Source organism: Acinetobacter sp. 789_lipA, from assembly GCF_058242845.1.
The window spans coordinates 2,790,078-2,810,197 of the sequence record NZ_JBZAYS010000001.1 but is presented as its reverse complement, the minus strand read 5'-3'; the positions used below and the strand labels follow the sequence as shown (position 1 = coordinate 2,810,197).

The 20,120-nt window shown below is 40.1% G+C and carries 19 protein-coding genes and 1 pseudogene; 12 read left to right on the top strand and 8 right to left on the bottom strand.

What is annotated here, in order from left to right:
* Window positions 1-25: 25 nt before the first annotated feature.
* Together AC4CUZ_RS13735 and AC4CUZ_RS13730 are read right to left on the bottom strand one after the other, a co-directional pair.
* Window positions 26-1,462, bottom strand: a complete 1,437-nt coding sequence (locus AC4CUZ_RS13735; RefSeq protein WP_490747783.1) for an NAD(P)/FAD-dependent oxidoreductase — start codon at window positions 1,460-1,462, stop codon at window positions 26-28.
* 11 nt (window positions 1,463-1,473) lie between these two features.
* Window positions 1,474-1,869, bottom strand: a complete 396-nt coding sequence (locus tag AC4CUZ_RS13730; protein WP_032037828.1) for a nuclear transport factor 2 family protein — start codon at window positions 1,867-1,869, stop codon at window positions 1,474-1,476.
* A gap of 289 nt (window positions 1,870-2,158) precedes the next feature.
* Between AC4CUZ_RS13730 and pdxR the strand changes: the two genes are divergently transcribed.
* Complete coding sequence (gene pdxR, locus AC4CUZ_RS13725) at window positions 2,159-3,661, top strand: MocR-like pyridoxine biosynthesis transcription factor PdxR (RefSeq protein WP_114258590.1); 1,503 nt, start codon at window positions 2,159-2,161, stop codon at window positions 3,659-3,661.
* A gap of 184 nt (window positions 3,662-3,845) precedes the next feature.
* On the opposite strand, the gene AC4CUZ_RS13720 is transcribed toward pdxR, so the two are convergent.
* From AC4CUZ_RS13720 to AC4CUZ_RS13710, 3 genes and pseudogenes are all read right to left on the bottom strand, one after another.
* A protein-coding gene (locus tag AC4CUZ_RS13720; RefSeq protein WP_160124087.1) for an IS4-like element ISAba33 family transposase occupies window positions 3,846-4,936 on the bottom strand; the annotation gives its coding sequence in 2 pieces (ribosomal slippage) (window positions 3,846-4,396 and window positions 4,396-4,936; 1,092 coding nt in all).
* An 83-nt stretch (window positions 4,937-5,019) separates the two neighbouring features.
* Window positions 5,020-5,139, bottom strand: a pseudogene (locus tag AC4CUZ_RS13715) (transposase); the annotation flags it as partial.
* A 515-nt stretch (window positions 5,140-5,654) separates the two neighbouring features.
* Window positions 5,655-7,574, bottom strand: a complete 1,920-nt coding sequence (locus AC4CUZ_RS13710; protein WP_490747782.1) for a sigma 54-interacting transcriptional regulator — start codon at window positions 7,572-7,574, stop codon at window positions 5,655-5,657.
* A gap of 226 nt (window positions 7,575-7,800) precedes the next feature.
* On the opposite strand from AC4CUZ_RS13710, the gene AC4CUZ_RS13705 reads away from it, so the two are divergent.
* From AC4CUZ_RS13705 to AC4CUZ_RS13675, 7 genes are read left to right on the top strand one after another with little or no spacing between them, the layout of a single operon-like run.
* Entirely contained in the window at window positions 7,801-8,283 is a 483-nt protein-coding gene (locus tag AC4CUZ_RS13705; protein WP_004679574.1) for an MSMEG_0572/Sll0783 family nitrogen starvation response protein, read from the top strand.
* A gap of 31 nt (window positions 8,284-8,314) precedes the next feature.
* Window positions 8,315-9,319, top strand: a complete 1,005-nt coding sequence (locus tag AC4CUZ_RS13700) for a Nit6803 family nitrilase (protein ID WP_004679573.1) — start codon at window positions 8,315-8,317, stop codon at window positions 9,317-9,319.
* 47 nt (window positions 9,320-9,366) lie between these two features.
* The gene (locus tag AC4CUZ_RS13695) at window positions 9,367-10,446 is read left to right on the top strand and encodes an MSMEG_0568 family radical SAM protein (protein WP_004679572.1); all 1,080 of its coding nucleotides are present in this window, start codon (window positions 9,367-9,369) and stop codon (window positions 10,444-10,446) included.
* Window positions 10,447-10,457: 11 nt separating this feature from the next.
* On the top strand, window positions 10,458-11,057 hold the full coding sequence (locus AC4CUZ_RS13690; RefSeq protein ID WP_004679570.1) for an MSMEG_0567/Sll0786 family nitrogen starvation N-acetyltransferase: 600 nt from the start codon (window positions 10,458-10,460) through the stop codon (window positions 11,055-11,057).
* Window positions 11,058-12,107, top strand: a complete 1,050-nt coding sequence (locus AC4CUZ_RS13685) for a sll0787 family AIR synthase-like protein (protein WP_004682280.1) — start codon at window positions 11,058-11,060, stop codon at window positions 12,105-12,107.
* Window positions 12,095-12,388, top strand: coding sequence for an MSMEG_0570 family nitrogen starvation response protein (locus tag AC4CUZ_RS13680; RefSeq protein WP_004682279.1), 294 nt, complete (start codon window positions 12,095-12,097; stop codon window positions 12,386-12,388). Before AC4CUZ_RS13685 ends, AC4CUZ_RS13680 begins: the two co-directional genes overlap by 13 nt.
* 11 nt (window positions 12,389-12,399) lie before the next feature.
* Window positions 12,400-13,686, top strand: a complete 1,287-nt coding sequence (locus AC4CUZ_RS13675; protein ID WP_490747781.1) for an MSMEG_0569 family flavin-dependent oxidoreductase — start codon at window positions 12,400-12,402, stop codon at window positions 13,684-13,686.
* A gap of 101 nt (window positions 13,687-13,787) precedes the next feature.
* Here AC4CUZ_RS13675 and AC4CUZ_RS13670 read toward each other — a convergent pair whose 3' ends face one another.
* A complete protein-coding gene (locus AC4CUZ_RS13670; RefSeq protein ID WP_490747780.1) occupies window positions 13,788-14,771 on the bottom strand; it encodes an IS481 family transposase in 984 nt (327 codons plus the stop codon).
* A gap of 76 nt (window positions 14,772-14,847) precedes the next feature.
* Between AC4CUZ_RS13670 and AC4CUZ_RS13665 the strand changes: the two genes are divergently transcribed.
* Window positions 14,848-15,039, top strand: a complete 192-nt coding sequence (locus AC4CUZ_RS13665) for a hypothetical protein (protein ID WP_490747779.1) — start codon at window positions 14,848-14,850, stop codon at window positions 15,037-15,039.
* Here the strand turns inward: AC4CUZ_RS13665 and AC4CUZ_RS13660 are convergent.
* Entirely contained in the window at window positions 15,020-16,279 is a 1,260-nt protein-coding gene (locus AC4CUZ_RS13660) for a tyrosine-type recombinase/integrase (RefSeq protein WP_490747778.1), read from the bottom strand. The genes AC4CUZ_RS13665 and AC4CUZ_RS13660 overlap by 20 nt on opposite strands.
* A 391-nt stretch (window positions 16,280-16,670) precedes the next feature.
* On the opposite strand from AC4CUZ_RS13660, the gene AC4CUZ_RS13655 reads away from it, so the two are divergent.
* Together AC4CUZ_RS13655 and AC4CUZ_RS13650 are read left to right on the top strand one after the other, a co-directional pair.
* On the top strand, window positions 16,671-17,918 hold the full coding sequence (locus tag AC4CUZ_RS13655; RefSeq protein WP_004637174.1) for a tyrosine-type recombinase/integrase: 1,248 nt from the start codon (window positions 16,671-16,673) through the stop codon (window positions 17,916-17,918).
* A 37-nt stretch (window positions 17,919-17,955) separates the two neighbouring features.
* A complete protein-coding gene (locus AC4CUZ_RS13650; protein WP_129717166.1) occupies window positions 17,956-18,324 on the top strand; it encodes a helix-turn-helix transcriptional regulator in 369 nt (122 codons plus the stop codon).
* Between the two features lie 144 nt (window positions 18,325-18,468).
* On the opposite strand, the gene AC4CUZ_RS13645 is transcribed toward AC4CUZ_RS13650, so the two are convergent.
* Window positions 18,469-18,813, bottom strand: a complete 345-nt coding sequence (locus AC4CUZ_RS13645) for a helix-turn-helix domain-containing protein (RefSeq protein WP_490747777.1) — start codon at window positions 18,811-18,813, stop codon at window positions 18,469-18,471.
* A gap of 131 nt (window positions 18,814-18,944) precedes the next feature.
* Between AC4CUZ_RS13645 and AC4CUZ_RS13640 the strand changes: the two genes are divergently transcribed.
* A protein-coding gene (locus AC4CUZ_RS13640) for an IS4-like element ISAba33 family transposase (RefSeq protein ID WP_115736667.1) occupies window positions 18,945-20,035 on the top strand; the annotation gives its coding sequence in 2 pieces (ribosomal slippage) (window positions 18,945-19,485 and window positions 19,485-20,035; 1,092 coding nt in all).
* The last annotated feature ends 85 nt before the right edge of the window (window positions 20,036-20,120 follow it).

Genomic DNA, 20,120 nt, shown 5'->3' with positions numbered 1-20,120 from the left:
TCATTACAGATGACTGAATGTGTGCTTAAAGCACTTCATCTCTTAAGTGGTACCAGCGATATAACAATGCTTGCCCGAGTCGACGGAATGGTCGAAACAGATGTGAAGGCAAAGGGGATTGATAAATCGGAAGCTCAAATTGAGGGCGGTGTATTCCCATCACTCGTTCCGCGAGACGGAGTCCTGCCATCGCGGAGAAAGACACACCATTACCACCATAACCAATAGCGTAATAAATGCTTTCCTCAGGGTTGGGTTGTACGATACGAGGCATCATGTCATGACTCACATCGACCCAACCCCACCAAGAATAAGCAATAGGTATGCCACGTAGGCTTGGAAATTTGCGATAAAGCCCTTCTTTTAAACGTTCGAGATGGACTGGATTATCTGCATCTGCACCGGTTAAGGAACTTCTACTGCCACATTGCATGGATCCATCAGGGAGTAGGCGATAATAGTGACGTAAAGTTCGAGTATCCGTAATAAATGTGGTGCTGTGTAAGCCTGCCTCAGCACGTTCCGCTTCTGTTAAAGGGCGCGTCACAATAGAGTTGGATAAAATCGGCATGATTTTTCCAGAAAGATGAGGGTGTAAGCCGTTAGGCGTATAGCCACCTGTTGCAACCGCCACACGTTTTGCTTTGACAATACCATTTGGAGTACGTAAATAATGGATGCCATTGTGCGTTTCCCATCCAAGTACCGGACTTGAAGTGTGTACTTTGGCACCAGCAGCACGGGCACGTTTTAAATAGCCAAAAGCTAATTTTAATGGGTGTACGCCAACTCCATCGGGTTCCAACAAAGCACCTGCAGCTTCCTGATCCGCAACATATTCCTCATGTAGTTGTTCACGGCTCAACATACGAGTTTGATAGCCAAACACTTCTTTCATGACTCGGCCTTCATTTTCGAGGAAAGCCATTTTTTTTGCGCGATGAGCAATATAAAGATGTCCACCATCTTGAGCATCACATTCAATGCCGCTCACAAGGTCTTTGAAGTAATCAAAACCTTCCCGAATTTCAGCATCAAGACGTTTGGCGGTGTCTAATCCCCATTTTTCAATCCATTGGGATCGGTACAAACGACCTGAGGCATTTTGACCTTGCCCACCGTTACGGCTAGTACAGCCCCACGCTGTACGGTTTGCTTCAAGGACAAGTGGGGCAGCACCAAATTGTTCAGCTAGTGTTAGTGCTGTAGATAACCCAGTGAATCCTCCACCAATAATCACGATGTCCGCTTCGGTGTCACCCATTAATGGACCATCATCTTCAGGTGGTGTACCTGCTGTGCCGACCCAATAAGTTGGTGCATAATTTTCATTTCCCTGTAAGACAGGAGAGGTTAATGGGTCAAACTGTGCGTCGTAACTTTTAAAACTATGTGGCGGTATAGATTTATGCAGTTCTAAGTGTTCGCGAAATGAACGTACATGTTGGACAGATTGATTCATTGAATGACTCCTTACGCGATTGCTTGAACAGGTCTATTTTTACGGAATGCATTTTTGACGAGAATTTTTCCATCTTTAAATGTAAAGACATCAACCATATTGGCTTCAATCCAGCCACCATCAGCAGTTGTCGCAGTAAAGGTTGTTTCTGAAATACCAAATTCAGCGTTATCACTGATCCAGTGTTTACCGTTTCGCCACTGAGCATCTGGAAAACTTTTGAAGGTATTGCTAAATGCTTGACGAACAGCATCTAAGCCTTCAATTCGGGTTCCATGAACATCCTCACCAGCTACAGTTTCAAAACGGCAATCTGGATGCATGCATGCCATGAGTTGTTCGACATCATGTTGATTCCATGCTGTAGAAAAATCTGTAAGTAGTTGGATTAATTGTGCTTGCTGCATTTGTATTGCTCCAAAATAAGGTTTATTTAGCTGTTGAATTGAATTTACGGAAATAGTGAAAAATGGCGTAGTACCAGATTTGGAGTTTTGATGGAGCCAGTAATAAATTAACTTAAATTATTGTTTTAATAGATTTAATTTAAATATTGAAGAGTGGAATACCTTTTGCTTTATATTGAGTAAGTCCAGTTTTAACTTAAAGATGGGCTGAAACTATGAACTTTGCACCAGTTTGATTTGGGACGCATCAAAATGGATCGCAGTAATGCACAGATATAAGGATTGAGTAGTGAATACAGCGATTTCAGCTACAGTTTGGCAGGCATTATTTTCTAATACTGCAAAAAGTGGTTTGAATTTACAGGGCAGAATCTGTCGTATGATGTTTTCGGCTTTGGTACAGGGTTATTTAAAGCCAGGTATGGCTGTACCTTCTAGCCGTGATTTAGCTGATCAACTAGGTGTTGGAAGAAATACGGTCACCATTGCGTATCAACAATTGGTTGCTGAGCGAATTTTAGAATCTAAACAGCGGAGTGGACATTTTGTCTGTTTAAATTTCCAGATTGATAGTAGTGAGAGAAAAACCATTCGTACTACGTCAAAAGCGACGACTTGGGGGGCTCGCTTTTGTATACGACCTTCAGCACAAAGGCATTTGACGAAACCAAGTGATTGGATGAATTATTCTTATCCCTTTATTTATGGTCAACCTGATGCGGAAAGCTTTCCTGCTTCAGCTTGGCGGGAATGTGCATTACGTGCCTTATCTGCAAAAGATGCCTCAATATGGTCACGAGATATGACTCAACAGGGGGACGACGCCTATCTCATTAATGCAATCCGTCAGCATATTTTGCCTACGAGAGGCATCATGGCTCAAGAGAATGAAATCTTACTGACTGTGGGAAGCCAGCATGGCTTATATATGTTGGCAACGTTGTTAATGCGGCAGAATCATGTGATCGGTGTTGAGGAACCTGGTTATCCAGATGCACGTAATATATTTATGCTACAAACTCAGAATATTGTTCCTTTAGCTGTAGATCATGAGGGGGTAACTTTAACTAGAGCAAGCGAGTGCGATTATTTATTTGTTACGCCAGGACGGCAATGTCCAACAGGTGTAACAATGTCACCACAGCGCCGACAAAATTTATTGCAGTTAGCAGAACAAAACGACAGCATTATTATTGAAGATGAATATGACGCTCAAGTGTTGGTGCAAAATACGACGATACCCGCGTTAAAAAGTTTAGATCGACATGGGCGAGTCATTTATCTTGGAAGTCTGTCTAAGCCATTGGCACCAGGATTACGTCTAGGATATATCGTTGCTGCACCCGAATTAATACAAGAACTTCGACATTTACGCCGTCTGATGTTGCGACATCCAAATGTTTTTAATCAACGTGTTTTTGCTTTGTTTATCGATCAAGGCTATTACCATAGCATGTTGCGCCGTCAGTATCAGTTGCACCGCCAACGAGGTGAAATACTCAATAAAGCTTTAAAACAATATCTTCCGACTTGGGAATCGTACGCTTTGAATGGTGGTTCAGCATGTTGGATTGATACCTCAGCAGAAATTGATACTGCAGTTTTGTCTCATTATGCAGCAAATTTAGGGGTATTCATTGAATCGGGGCAGTCTTTCTTTTTAGATGATAACAAACACAAACATTTCCTTCGTTTAGGGTTTGGTTCAATCAGTGCAGATAAAATTGATGAGGGGATAAGAAAGCTGGCTCAAGCCACTGAAGAATTTTGTTTATATAATTGGGCAGATTAGCATTCCGCGACACTGTATTATTGATGTGTGCTGAAAAAACAGGCCACATGGTAATCCCCCAAAAAATAATTGAGTTTCTTGTTTTCTTCGAGTAGAGCAACGAGATCGGACAAATATTGTTGTGTTCCTGCTAATGTCCCAACCTTTGCTTTCTTGTATCAATTTGCTCTGTACACGACAAATTTCATAGGACCCTTGTCCTATCAGGCTTTTTCTTTCTTAAAATTGCTAGCACTTTCTTAAATTCTTCTTTTTTTCCAAAACCAATCAAACGTAGAATAGCCATTTGAACATAGTCCAAACCGTAGCGAAATAAACTTACTGAAAGTCGTCCATGCTTCTTTATTTTTATCGCTTTTTTTCGATCATGTTGCCATTCACCTGTTAAATAGCACCAACAGAAACCGATAGCTAGCACTGCTATCAATTTTTTGACTCGTCTAGGGTCTGTTAAACGAGTATTTTCAAGATTGAATCCACGTCCTTTGAGACAACTAAATAACGTTTCGATTTCCCAGCGTAATGCATAATCACGAATAGCAGAAGCATTAAACATAGGAGAAACAACAAGTAAAAGTTCTCCATCTTCTAATCGTAGCGCACTAATATACAGTTTCACTCGACCAACCCAAATACGTCGTTTACGACATTCAGTTTGACCAACTTGAAGATGACGAAATAAATCACTAATTTTATGATTCTTGGCTAAGTGATTGGTCACAATAAAGTTTTTTTAACACGTATACAGAAGTTAATGTCATTTTCAATTAACCATGTAAACCATTTCTCACCGATAAATTCTCTGTCTGCAAACACATTCACAATACGATCTTTACCAAAAATGGAGATAAAGCGTTGAATCAAAGCAATACGCTCTTTTGTATCTGAATTTCCACGTTTATTGAGCAATGTCCAAACAATAGGTATCGCTATTCCACGATAGACGATGGCTAACATCAAGATATTGATATCTCGTTTTCCCCATTTCCAATTAGTTCTATCCAAAGTTAATTGGACTTTATCAAATGAAAATATATTGAAAATTAACTGAGAAATTTGACGATAATCGAAATACTGACCTGCAAAGAAGCGTTGTATACGTCGATAAAATGATTGTGGTAAGCACTTGATGGGTAAGGCTTTAGATGCAGAAGAAAGATTACATGTCTGTTTTACAATTAATGCAAGCATAATCAGTGTAAAACATTTTGCATGTGACTTGTTCCACTTTAGATATTTGTTTAAGATGAGATGTAACTCATTGAAATGTGTCATCATATTCGTCGTCAGAAAACAAGTATTATGCCATTATTTCAATGAGTTATCTTTTTTTGTCGTGTACAAAGATCAATTTGATAAGTTTTCATGGAAATACCGAGTTGTCGTGCTGTTTCGGAAACATTACCTTTATTTTCCTCAATAGCTTTTATTGCTTCAGCTTTAAATTCTGCCGTATACGTCTTGTGTTTTTTGCTCATGGTAAATACTATTTCAATCAATCAATCAATCAATCAATCAATCAATCAATCGCTGAGCACTTAAGTTCAAATCCGGTTTCAGTATTTGAATAAAATAACTTTTATGATTTAACGGGCTTTGTTGCATAAATATTTTGCAAGATACTGATTTTTTAGGGGTTTTTGAAAATTTTAATAAAAAATAAATTAATAAAATCATAGTGGTAGGTTTTTGTGCAACAAAGCGCTTTAGCAACATCAATATCAGGATAAAACATAATCTTTACCTGCTTTAATTATTCAATTATTGTTTTAGCATAACCACCGTCTTTTCTTGTGAATGCAGCATCAAAGTGCTTAGTTACCGTCCAGAGTTGTGCAAGTGGTTAGGGCAAATTGTAGGTTTTATCTCTTACACAGACTAAAAGTCTTAGGTCTATTACAAACTCTACAATTTGCATATAGTGGAAGCTAATCACTACAAGCTCCAAGATACAATATCTATTATTTATAAAATCCTCACTCTAAGTAAAAAACTAATAGCTAATCCCAAATTTTTTTAATCTTGAAATTAAGGTCGTCGGATTAATTCCAAGCAATTGAGCAGCACCATCCTCACCAAATATTTTTCCTTCACAATGCTGGACAGCACGTTTTAGGTTTTCAATTTCTAATTGTTTAAGATCATCAAGTGTAAGAATATCTGGGGTCCTATGCTTAGCGATTACATTAGTTTCCTTTGTCTGAGAAACAGGCTGATCCTGTTCCAATAAATACTGGAATGACACAGCACCATGACGAGCAGTAATCATGGCACGTTCCAATACATTCTGTAATTCACGGATATTGCCGGGCCAGTTATAACGTTGCAATTCTTGGATATGTTTCTGGCTAAAAGAAAGGTAGGGTACTTTACGCTGTTCACAGATCAGCTTGCTAAAATGGCTGACCAGAAGAGGAATGTCTTCTTTACGTTCACGTAGTGCAGGCGAGAAAATTGGAAATACATTCAGGCGAAAATAGAGATCCTCACGAAAATGCTTTTGTTTGACTTCTTCTTTAAGATTGCGATTGGTCGCGGCAATAATCCGCACATTCACTTTGCGAGTCCGCTCCTCACCAACTCGTTCAAAGGTACCTTCCTGCAATACACGAAGTAACTTACTTTGTAGTTCTAGTGGAAGTTCACCAATTTCATCCAGGAATAATGTTCCTTGATCTGCTAGTTCAAAGCGTCCTGCACGATCACGAACCGCTCCAGTAAATGCGCCTTTGACATGGCCAAAAAATTCACTTTCAAATAGCTCGGCTGGAATAGCGGCACAGTTCGCCCGAATTAAGGGTTGCTGCTTACGGTGGCTGGACTGATGAATCGCACGGGCAATCAATTCCTTACCTGTACCTGACTCGCCATAAACCATTACGTTTGCATCTGTTTGAGCAACAACCTTGATCTTTTCAATAATTTCTCGGATAGAGCTGCTATTCCCGACAATCTCATGATACTGGTTGTCCTGCAGGATTTCTTCCTGCAAATATTCATTTTGTTGTTCTAGGCGGCTTTTAAGGTTTTGCAGTTCATTTAAGGCCTGGGTAAGTTTGGCTTCAGTATTTAATCGTTCGGAAATGTCGCGGAATACCACCACTGCACCAATAATCTTACTATCACGGATCACAGGCGTACTGGTAAATTCAACTGGGAAATAACTACCATCTACCCGCCAAAATATTTCTTGAATACCCTCATGTACCACACCATCATGTACCGCAGCATAAATTGGGCATTGCTCAACAGGATAATGACGACCATCTTCATGGGTATGGTGGTGAATCTGATGAATATTCTTGCCAATAACATCTTCGGGTTTCAGCCCAAGCATTCTGGCACCGACTGGATTAATAAAGGTGCATAACCCTTGATGATTAATACTATAAATTCCATCGCCAACAGCACTAAGTAGCAAATGTTTACCAGTGTCTGAATCAATAAACAGTTCTTGTAGTGCTTGCCATTCCATTAAGCCAGAACGTATGGCTTTGTCTGCATTTTTATTAAATTGGCGTAGCTCTAGATCTTTGACATCAACAAGCGACCAGATCATATAGTCATGTTGTTGATAGGGCAAATGGGTCGCTTGTACATCCAGCTGGATTTTCTCTCCGTTCCAGTCAAAGGCATAAATTTCATTATTCCAGGCCTGACCTTTATTCAGCGTTTCCTCGGTAAAAGCAATCAGATAGGGTAGTTGGGTAAAGTGACCAAAAATTGAAGTGACCGATTTATTCAGTAATTCATGGCGTTCGTAACGTAGCATACGGGCCGCCGCAATATTGAAATCAATAAAACGATTCTCTTTCGGATCAATCACCATTAATGCCTGCGCGGCATGCTCAAAAGTTAAAGGTCTTAAAGAATCTTCAGAATTTGCCCAACCAGAAATAAAGTCAGCTGCCATGATATGAAATTTCGTAGATATAGCTATGAAAAATCATAGTAATACGAAATTTCATAATTGTAAAAAGTTTTTATCTGAACACCATTAAACAGAGAAAAACATGATTATCAAATAAAAACAATGATTTAAAAAATACATTATAGCAATTTTCTTAACTTGGCACAGCTTATGCAATAACTAAGACAAACCAATCAAGGTTGTTTAACTCATCTTATCGGAGCGCATTATGCCAAAAGTAGATATCGAACAATATAAAGATGGCGACTTCCTGGTCGACTATGAAGAAAAGGTATTTGAGGATGTCAAAGCACAGCCCGGCGAAAAAGCATTAGTAACATTCCATACAGTGGCTTTTGAAGGTTCGATTGGTTTGGTTAATGTGTTACAGGCTAAACGCTTATTACGTAAAGGCTTCGAAACCAAAATCCTGCTATACGGTCCAGGTGTGCAATTAGGGGTACAACGTGGTTTCCCGACTTTAGGCGCTGAAGCATTTCCAGGACATCTGGCAGTCAATAATCAGATCAAAGCATTCATGGAAGAAGGTGGTGAAGTCTATGCCTGCCGTTTTGCTCTTCAGGCGCTATATGGTCAGACTGAAAAAGCACTCATTCCTGGTATTCGTGCCATCAATCCATTAGATGTGATGGATCTTAAACTGCTCATGCGTCGTGACAATGCATTAATTATCGATACTTGGACAGTGTAATTCAAATCTTGGAAAAATAAGGGAGTAAACCATGAGTAGAATCGTAAAAGCTGCAGCCGTACAGTGTAGTCCAGTTCTTTATAGTCAGGCAGGTACCGTAAAAAAGGTCTGTGACCTGATTACTGAGTTGGGACAGCAAGGTGTGCAATTTGCAGTTTTTCCTGAGACTGTGGTGCCTTATTACCCTTATTTTTCCTTTGTTCAGCCTCCGTTTGCGATGGGTAAAGAGCATCTCAAGCTTTTGCATGAATCTGTAGTTGTACCTTCAGAGGCTACTGACCTAATTGGTGCGGCATGCCGTGCGGCGCAAATGGTGGTTTCAATTGGGGTCAACGAACGTGTGGGGGGCACAATTTATAACGCCCAACTGCTATTTGATACGGATGGCAGCATCATTCAGCATCGTCGCAAAATTACGCCGACCTATCATGAACGTATGGTTTGGGGGCAGGGTGATGGCAGTGGTTTATGTGCGATTGATTCGGCTGTTGGACGAATTGGTTCATTGGCTTGTTGGGAGCATTACAACCCATTGGCACGTTTTGCGCTTATGGCTGATGGCGAACAGATCCATGCGGCTATGTTCCCTGGATCATTGGTCGGACAAGTTTTTGCCGACCAGATATCAGCAACCATTCAGCATCATGCGCTGGAATCAGGTTGTTTTGTGGTGAATGCCACCGCATGGCTGACACCGGAACAGCAACAACAGATTATGCAGGACACCGGCTGTGAAAAAGGTCCAATCTCAGGTGGCTGCTTTACTGCGATTGTTTCACCTGAAGGCAAATTTTTAGCTGCACCTTTAACGGAAGGTGAGGGCTATGTGATTGCTGATTTGGACTTTAGCTTGATCGATAAACGCAAGCGCATGATGGATTCCGTTGGACATTACAGTCGCCCTGAATTACTGAGCCTGTTGATTGATCGTCGCAAAACCCAGGTTTTACATGAATATCCAGAATCTCAATCAACAACACAAGAAAAAATCAGCAACTTTACCGTGCTAACAGAAGAGCAACTGAGTAAAGCGTAGAAGTTAAATTTGAAAATGAATTAATTTCAAGTGTAAGGAGTGTCGCCATGTTAGCAGTTGAATTACTCAGTGACTTGCAATGCAATGGCCTGAAATGGGAAGGTGAGGTTGGTCTGGCCCGTAAAGGTGGAGCTGGGCCAAGCGACCATAAAGCCCTGAGTCTGAATGGACAGACCATGATGATTCCCGTGCTGAATCTTACAGCCCAGAATTCTCCTTATACCGCACAGCAGGACAAAGAATCGGACAACGTAATTATCTTTAAGAACAAGATACCGGTAGCTACGCTAACTGCACCGAAACGTCCAAAGTTTTATGAGCTGAAAACCGCAGATGGTATTACTTATGAACAGATTGCTACCCTGCATAGTCATAATGTTCTGGCAACCACTGTTTTGCAGCACTGTATTCGTATGAATGACAAGTCAACGGCTTGCCAGTTCTGTTCGATTGATCAGTCTTTACAAGATGGCCGGACATTAATCCGCAAACGTCCTGAACAGCTGGCAGAAGTGGCTAAAGCCGCAGTTGAGCTAGATGGGATTACTCAAATGATCCTGACGACTGGAACACCAAACACGCCTGACCGTGGTGCCGAGATTTTATTTGATTCAGTCACTGCCATTCGTGCAGCAGTCGATTTACCGATTCAGGTGCAATGTGAACCACCTGATGATTTTAGCTGGTTTGCAAAGTTAAAAAATGCAGGAGCTGTATCCATCGGGATGCACTTGGAAGCCGTCAGTGATCGGGTACGACACAAGATCATGCCGGGCAAAGCTGAGGTCTCACTGGATAAATATTTTGCTGCTTTTAAGGCTGCAGTCGAGGTATTTGGCCGCGGTCAGGTCAGTACCTATATTCTGGCTGGACTTGGAGATACAAAAGAAGAAATTCTTGAAATGACGGCCCAATTGACTGAAATCGGCGTCTATCCATTTGTCGTTCCATTTGTGCCGATTCATGGCACGCCACTGGAGCATCATTCAAAACCAGAACCAGAGTTTATGCAGGCGCTCTATCCAGAAATCGGTGCACAGCTGAAACAGCATAAATTGAAGTCTGAAGACACCCAGGCGGGATGTGCCAAATGTGGTGCCTGCTCATCACTCAAAGCTTATGAATAGGAGAGATCGCTATGTATTTAGATGATGATCTTTCACAAAACCCATGGTTGCAGGCAGTTAACCAGCAACTCAAGCATTATCTGGCTGATGAATTTATCAGCGCGGATATCGTGATCAAAATTGTCAGCGAAGATTGGGAACGTCGCCAGTATTACCGTCTTCGTGAAGCAACCTTTCGTGATGAACAGCAGATCCTGAAAGAAGACCGGGATGAATACGATTTCAAAGCATTCGGTATTGTAGCAATTGGTCAGATGTTTGGTGAACCGGATCGGGTCATTGGTGCAGTCCGGATTTTCCCTGAAGGTAAACAGACCTGGTGGGGTGGCCGACTCTGTGTTGATCCCTTATATCGTCACCATCGCGCTATTGGCAAAGCCTTAATCAATGCGGCGGTTTCAACTGCAAAAAATCTGGGATGCCAGCGTTTTCTCGCGACGGTACAGCAACAAAATGAAGCGTATTTCCAGAAGCTGCACTGGCATAGCGAGAAAAACATTCAGGTTGCCAATATTCCACATGTGCTGATGCAGGCAGATCTTGCAGATTACCCATTGAGCAATATCAGTCAGGCTTACATGCAGCAGTCCTATACACTGCAGGAGGTATAAATGAATCAGTCAGAACTTGAACGGCTGCTCGGCTACCTCAGACAGATACCAGCGATGCAGGCCAAAATGAATATTGGGAAAGGGATTAAAATCGCCCAGCCAAACATTGAAAAGATAGCAGATCTCTATGTTCTGCCGGGAGATGATACCGCTGCAATTGCAACAGAACATGGCTATATGCTACATGCCTGTGAAGGCATGATTCCCAGCTTCGTCGAATATCATCCCTATTTTGCTGGCTGGTCAGCGGTCATGGCCAATATCAGTGATATTGCAGCGATGGGAGGCCGAGCTACCTCTGTTGTCAACAGCTTCTGGCATCGAAGTGCTGAGCAAGCACAAGCTTTGGTTCAGGGAATGCAGGCGGCTTGTCAGCACTATGGCGTGCCATTGGTGGGTGGACATACCCATATTGATCCCAATTTTCAGCCAGGACTTTCAGTTGCCATTCAGGGTGAGGCAAAACAACTTTTATCAGTCATGCATGTGCAACCACAGCAAAACATATTGTTGGTGCTAAACCTGAAAGGTAAGTTCCATCCAAATACCACTTACTGGAAATGCTTTGAAGGTGTGGATGGTGACCAGTTACAGGCAGAGCTCGAAATCCTTCCGCAACTAGCCGAACAGGGATTGGTTTATGCAGCACGTGATATCAGCAATGCCGGCATTCTTGGCAGCCTATTGATGTTGCTGGAAGCCTCCGGCTGTGGTGCAGTTATTCAGCTTGATCAGATTGCGAAACCGAAAGATGTTGAATGGCAGCACTGGCTACAAATCTTCCCAAGCTATGGCTTCTTACTGACTGCTGACGATGAAGAATGTGAAGAGATTATTGAACTGTTTGCTGCACAGGATCTGCATTGTGCAGTCATTGGACAGGTGAATGCTTCAGGCAAAGTCACTGTTTCTAATCAAGGGTCAAAAGCTGAATTCTGGGATTTTCAACAGCAGCTTTTTACTGGCCTGTGCTATGCAGAACAGATTCAAGATTTTCAAAGATATCAACACAATTTTAGACAACGGGAGCTCAGCTTATGCCAAGCGTAAATTTCACGGTGAAATGGCCAAATGGTCAAAGCAGTAATTTCTATTCACCAAGCACCATTGTTTATGAATATTTTCAGAAAGGTCAGCAATGGGCTGGGCAGGAATTTTTAAACCAGGCTGATCAAGCCCTACATGCTGCTTCAGAACGAGTACGTGCGCGTTATGGTTTTGCCTGTAGTTCAGCGATGGATACGCTCAACCGTATTCAGGAACAGGCAGAGTCATTTTCCTTGAAGCCTGAAGATACGATTGAGATTACTGACATTTATAACATCGACTAGAGGAAATCATCATGTTTCAGTCAACACACTTAAAATCACATTATGATGTCGTTATTGTCGGTGGCGGGCAGGCTGGTCTTTCAGTCAGCCATTATCTTAAACAGGCTAATATCGATCATGTAGTCTTGGAAAAAGAAGACTGTCTAACCCATAGCTGGCGTAAAAAACGTTGGGACAATTTTACTTTGGTCACGCCAAACTGGCAGTGTTTATTGCCTGACCATCCCTACCACGGCAATGAACCGGATGGTTTTATGAAGCGGGATGAAATTGTCGACTATCTGGATGGTTTTATTGAGAAGCTCAATCCACCTGCGGTGCTTAATATTACGGTACAACAGGTGCATAAAATTGCAGAGCAACATTTTGAGATTCAAACCAGCCAAGGTAAAACCACAGCCAATCAGGTGGTGGTGGCAGCCGGTGGTTATCACACGCCAATTTACCCAAAACTCAGCTCTGAATTACCCCAACAGTTCTATACCATTCATTCCGAGCAGTACCTTAATCCTGCGCAACTGCCCGAAGGGAATGTACTGGTTGTCGGGTCTGGTCAGTCAGGCGCACAGATTGCGGAGGATCTACATTTAGCAGGTAAAAAAGTCTATCTGTCTATTGGTGATGCACCACGTTGTGCACGTTTTTATCGTGACAAGGATGTGGTGAAATGGCTGTTCGATATGGGCTATTACGAAACCAATGTTAAGGACCATCGCTATAGTGAAGAAGTACGTAATAGTACCAACCATTATGTAACTGGTCGGGATGGTGGTCGGGATATCGATCTACGTAAATTTGCACTGGAAGGTATGCAATTATTCGGACGTTTTTCTGATTACGAGAATGGTTCACTTAAATTCCAGCCAAATCTGGTACAAAACCTGGATAATGCAGATGCCACTTACAACCGTATTAATGCTTCAATTGATGCCTATATTGAGCAAAATGCGATTGAAACGGCTGAGCCTGCCAGTGTCTATACGCCAGTTTGGCAACCCAAAGCAGAACAAACAGAAGTTAACTTAGCTGAAGAAAATATTACCTCAATCATTTGGTGTATCGGTTTTAGACCGGATTACTCGTGGATTGATCTGGGTATATTTGAAGCTAGTGGTTATCCAAAACATGATCGCGGTATCACGATGGATCCAGATGTCAGCTTTATCGGCTTACCATGGTTATATACCTGGGGATCAGGACGTTTCCTAGGTATTGATCAGGATTCTCGATATTTGTCTGAACATCTCATTCAGCGTCATAGAATGTTCAAGGAAAAATATGCAGAGATGATTGCTTAATAGTAGCTGATTATCAATCTTTTAGAATTTTAACCGCATTATTTAATGCGGTTATTTTTAGGAGGGATTACCGGGCGTGAGGCACTCTACAAAGCCCTACGTCAGGATTCAGCACCATGTTTTGATGCGATTAATCGTGTGTTTAGTCCCGGCATTTGATGGATCGGATCAATTTTAAAAAGTTCAGGTTCATCTGTCCACTGTTTGCAGATGAATTCGTAGGGAGTCAGGCCCCTGAGTGTTTTGAGTCTGCGGCCGAAGTTGTATGCAGCAATAAAATCAGCAAGGTGAATGCATAGCTGAGTGTGATCGTCGTAATGGAACCGTTTGACAGTAGCTTCTTTAATCGTTCGGTTCATCCTCTCGACCTGTCCATTGGTCCATGGATGCTTAACCTTGGTAAGACGATGTTCAATGCCACATTCAGTACAAACCCGATCAAAGATGTGCTCAGAGGCGTAGCGATCACAGGTGCGGTTCGTGAACTGGATGCCGTTATCTGTTAGCACCGTATGGATTCTATAGGGCACAGCCTTAACCAGATTGCGCATGAACTCCGCGGCTGCCATCTTACTGGCTTTAGTATGCAATTCAGTGAACGCAAACTTGGAAGTGCGATCAATGGCAACGAAGAGATAAAGCTTACCCTGTGCTGTTTGCATCTCAGCGATGTCGATATGAAAGTAACCAATGGGGTAGCTCTTGAAGCGCTTCCTGACAGGGCGATCACCTTGTACCTCAGGCAGTCGTGAAATACCATGCCGCTGTAAGCAGCGGTGTAACGACGAGCGTGTCAGATAAGGAATACTCGGCTGCAATGCATAAAGGCAATCGTCTAGCGGCAACAAAGTGCGTTTTCGAAAAGCAACAATTGCCGCCTCATCTTCAGGCGATAACACGCTTGAGCGAGAATTCTTTGGGCCGGTTGTAAGATCATCTACTGAAGTACGTTTCTTCCATTTTGCGACGGTCTTTTGATTGATGCCGTAACGCTTGGCTAGCGTTCTTAAGCTCTCTTGACTATTTTGTATTGCTCGACGCACTGCCTGTGTCGTTGTGGCGCTGCTGTGTAGAACTTGTCCCATAGTGCTTCCTTCCATTTATCTGAGAATATTGCACCATTAAAATCTGGGACTAAACACCTAATTAACAAGGGTAGTGATGCAATCTGAAAAATTTGAGTTTTTAAGAGAAAAATTTCCACTTTTATCTGACTTAGGGGCACTTGCGGAAGCTATGATTTATACAGATCCTGGAAGTGCTACGACACGGTTGCGATCTTTTGCAGAAGAAGTGGTTGAAATTTACTTGTGTAAAAATGGGTTTCACATTTTCAGGGGGTATTTAAATTAATGCCATTTCGTACTTGTTGTAAAATCCAATCCTCATATTCTTGTAGCGTTTCTCGTAGCATATCCATAGGTCGTACGATATAGTGTCTTTCAACTAATGCACTCGGTTTATGACCTGATATCTGTGCTAAAGATCCTTCATTGATTTTTGTCCATATAGCTAATGTTTTATATGACCTTCTCAATCCATGGGGAGTAAGTCCAATATTTAGTTTTTTACATATTTTCTCTAAGCTATCGTAGGGATTAACAATATGTCCACATGCAGCGCCCTTACTGCTAAATATGAATTTAGAATCAGAATTTTTCTTTAGTTCTAATAATAGGCTTTCAACATATGCAGTTAGAGGGATTAAGCGACCTTCATCTTCAATTTTATCTCTGACTTTTGCTGTTTTCCAACGAAAATCGACATCTGTCCATTTTAATGAAAGCAGCTCATTCTTTCTGCAACCAGTGATTAAACTACATATAAAAAAAATCGCAATTTTTCTACTAGTTAACTTATTTACCTCTTCAAACCATGGTTTTAGGTGCTGTTTCATCAAACAATCATTTTTGGCTTTGGAGGAAGGGACTTTATCTTTAACCTTCTTGGCGTTATATGATTTTGGAGGTATTAAGTTTTCATAGTCCTCATGTTCCTCGCACCAATTCAGAAAAGCGCGTGTGAGTCGATATGCTTTAGCTGATGTTGTAGGACGATAGTCATTCTGATCAAGCCAATCACAAAACACATCTGCAGTTAATTCAGAAAGCTTGTACTCGAACAGTTGATAAATGGGTTGATTAGTATAAATACTATTTTTTTCAGGATCGTAACCACCTCTAGATAATTCGATATGATCCTGATAGCTTCTTGGTCGCCAATTAGGTTGTCTTGCTTTTAAATATTCAAACCATACATCTTTAAATTTAATAGTTTTACGCTTTTCTTGTTTTAGCAGTTCTTTATTATCAGCTAAAGCTTTCTTACGCTCGATTAATGGGTCAATTCCTTTGTGGCACATAATCGCCAATTCTTGTGCATATTTACGAGCGTCATCTAATTTCCATACATCAACGTCACCAATTTTGATACGACGGTTTTGAAGACCAATACGGCCTTGGAAGATGTAGCTTTTATTATTTTTAGGTGTAACTTTAACACCGAATCCTGGGGTTTTCTCATCCCAAAAAAAAGTTGGTTTATTTTTGTCTGAGCAATCAATTTTATCAATAGCAGGTTTTGTTAACTTCATTCTAGTAAGCGTCTGGTAAGCAAGTAGTAAGCAAAATCAATATATATTAATCAACAAAAAGAGTGAATAATAAAATTTTAAAATTATATAAATATATGATAGTATTGATTTTATATATGTTACTTGTTGATTTTTAATTGCCATGTAAACGGACTCATAATCCGTTGGTCGACAGTTCAAGTCTGTCTGGGCCCACCAAATTTTATAATCATATGCACTCATATGATACTTAAACCCTTAATTCTAAAAGAGTTAAGGGTTTTTTATTGCTTTGTTTAAACTTATATAACTTCGTATGGGAACACGCTCTGTGTATCCTTGTTTGTATCCTAAATTTAAAATATAACTCAGGGATACACCAAGGAAAAAATCACTGGAGATTCCATAAGTTATGAATGTTTTTGATGTTAATACTCACGATGATATTCGTCTAAGATCTGTATCGCAGAATACAAAGGTTCGCCGAAAAAAAAGTGTTGAAGAAATTTATAAAACACTTAAACCCAAAGCGAAAGAATATCGTGAGCCTACTGATATTCCAGGTTTGTATTGTAGGGTTAAACCGAATGGCAAAAAACATTGGCAATATCGATATAAGAATGATCAAGGAAAATGGGCATGGATAGGATTAGGTAGTTATCCATCTGTAAGTTATGCGCAAGCACGTGAAAAAGCAGAGGCCATGACGCTAGGTGAAATACTAATTCAAACACAGGTTGAGATTAAGAAAATTCAGCTTGAGGAGGAAAAGGCTTTATTCTCGCATCTTATTTATGAGTGGTTAGAGCGAAAAAAGCAGACTTGGGCTGCTGATACTTATAAAAAGGAAAAACAATCGGTTGAACGACATTTAATTCCTGTCTTTGGACATCGACCATATAAATCAATTACACCAGCAGAATGGTTGGAGTTTTTTACTAACAAGCAAATGAATGAAGGAATTTATAACAGAATTGAAAAGCTTATTTCATGTTGCTCAGGTGCTTATGGTTTAGCAAAATTTAAAAAAGGTATTTTATATAATCCATTGGAAGGGATTGGTGATTATTTAGCGAAAGGGGAATCTCAAAGTATGAAGCATGTAGCTATTCAACAGCTTCCAGAAATGATTTCATTAATTCGAAATTCCTCATCCAGACCGATTGCAATAGGCTTAGAACTTTTAATACATATGTTTCCTCGTCCAGGGGAATTGCGACAGGCGAAATGGGAGCAATTTGATTTTGATGAGGCGGTGTGGATACGTCCCTCAAATATAATGAAAAAAGGTATCGAACATGGGATTCCTTTGTCCAAGCATGTCATTAAATTATTGATGGAGCTAAAGAAAATTTCACCTGAAAGTGAATACTTATTCCCAAGTCGCGATAGCATTAATAAGCCAATTTCGAATTTAACATTTAATGCGGCATTGAATCGATTAGGTTATCGAGGAAAACAAAATCCACATGGATTTAGACATATTGCATCCTCCAATTTGAATAAACGCTATAGTGACAAATGGCAGGTGATCGAATCAGCATTGGCTCATTTAAAAACTGGGGTCAAGGGAGCATATGATAAAGAGGCACACTTAGAAGAACGATATGAAATCATGGAGTGGTGGAGTGGTTATATTGAGTCTTTACTTAAGCATTAATTTAAAAAAGTGGAGACTTTTGTGAGTTTTTGAACGGATGGGATTTGAATTGTTCATTTTTGCTAGGATGGTTTCTCTATTGTTAAATGAGGATCCTCAGTTGGATCATTTTAAAGCGCCTACATCACATACTCGTCGAAGTATTGTACGTACTGTTCAAAAAAATGATGATTTAGATATACCTGTTGGTTATCAGAATCTGAAGCCTCTTCGCTTAAAATACAATCAAGTTTGTGAGTTGCTTAATGTCACCCGAGATTGCTTGCGCAAAATTATCGAAAATGATCCTACTTTCCCAAGATTTTTGAAAGAAGGGGCTTCTCGCCAAGCAGCGGTCTATTTTGATACTGAAGAAATAGAAGAATGGTATAGAAATTACAAAACAAAATGTAGAGGTGAGAGATAATCAGAATTGTAATGACCATCTATGAAATAGATGGTGACTTTCTTCATAGCGAATACATTATGTATTTATAGCCATTATGCTGCTATGCAAAAAAACCACATTATGTGGTTTTTTAATTTCCAGAACTTTTATTTAATAACACATCTAATCATTCTGTTTAATGTTCTCATTCGTCAAAGATACAATGAATTTCTCAATCATTTTACGCTCCAACTCTGGTAGGTCCTGTAAAGCATTAGTAATAGGATCAATCGCTGAGGTACTCATTTTTTCACAGCGTCCCAAGATGTAATCGGATGATACATTAAGCACGACAATGAGCTTATAGAAATTTTCTAAAGAGGGTTTACGAGAGCCTGACTCAAAATGCGCAATCGAGGTTACGGGTATCCCCGTTTTTTCAGCAAGTTCTAGCTGTGTTAGCTTTCGTATCTTTCTAACTTCTTTCAATCGAATTTTAAATTCATTCGAGTCTAATTCAAGTGTCATTATTACCGCCAAATAGACAATAAAAACTTGACGTTTTGGTCATGTTTTTATATAAATATACTTTGTACACGACAAAAAAAGATAACTCATTGAAATAATGGCATAATACTTGTTTTCTGACGACGAATATGATGACACATTTCAATGAGTTACATCTCATCTTAAACAAATATCTAAAGTGGAACAAGTCACATGTAAAATGTTTTACACTGATTATGATTGCATTAATTGTAAAACAGACATGTAATCTTTCTTCTGCATCTAAAGCCTTACCCATCAAGTGCTTACCACAATCATTTTATCGACGTATACAACGCTTCTTTGCAGGTCAGTATTTTGATTATCGTCAAATTTCTCAGTTAATTTTCAATATATTTTCATTCGACAAAGTGCAACTGACTTTAGATAGAACCAATTGGAAATGGGGAAAACGAGATATCAATATCTTGATGTTAGCCATCGTCTATCGTGGAATAGCGATACCTATTGTTTGGACATTGCTCAATAAACGTGGAAATTCAGATACAAAAGAGCGTATTGCTTTGATTCAACGCTTTATCTCTATTTTTGGTAAAGACCGTATTGTGAATGTGTTCGCAGACAGAGAATTTATCGGTGAGAAATGGTTTACATGGTTAATTGAAAATGACATTAACTTCTGTATACGTGTTAAAAAAACTTTATTGTGACCAATCACTTAGCCAGGAATCATAAAATTAGTGATTTATTTCGTCATCTTCAAGTTGGTCAAACTGAATGTCGTAAACGACGTATTTGGGTTGGTCGAGTAAAACTGTATATTAGTGCGCTACGATTAGAAGATGGAGAACTTTTACTTGTTGTTTCTCCTATGTTTAATGCTTCTGCTATTCGTGATTATGCATTACGCTGGGAAATCGAAACGTTATTTAGTTGTCTCAAAGGACGTGGATTCAATCTTGAAAATACTCGTTTAACAGACCCTGGACGAGTCAAGAAATTGATAGCAGTGCTAGCTATCGGTTTCTGTTGGTGCTATTTAACAGGTGAATGGCAACATGATCGAAAAAAAGCGATAAAAATAAAGAAGCATGGACGACTTTCAGTAAGTTTATTTCGCTACGGTTTGGACTATGTTCAAATGGCTATTCTACGTTTGATTGGTTTTGGAAAAAAAGAAGAATTTAAGAAAGTGCTAGCAATTTTAAGAAAGAAAAAGCCTGATAGGACAAGGATCCTATGAAATTTGTCGTGTACAGAGATAAATATAGACATAGTTTAGATGTTAACTTGCGAAACGAGAAGCAACTAAATCATTACTTGATAAA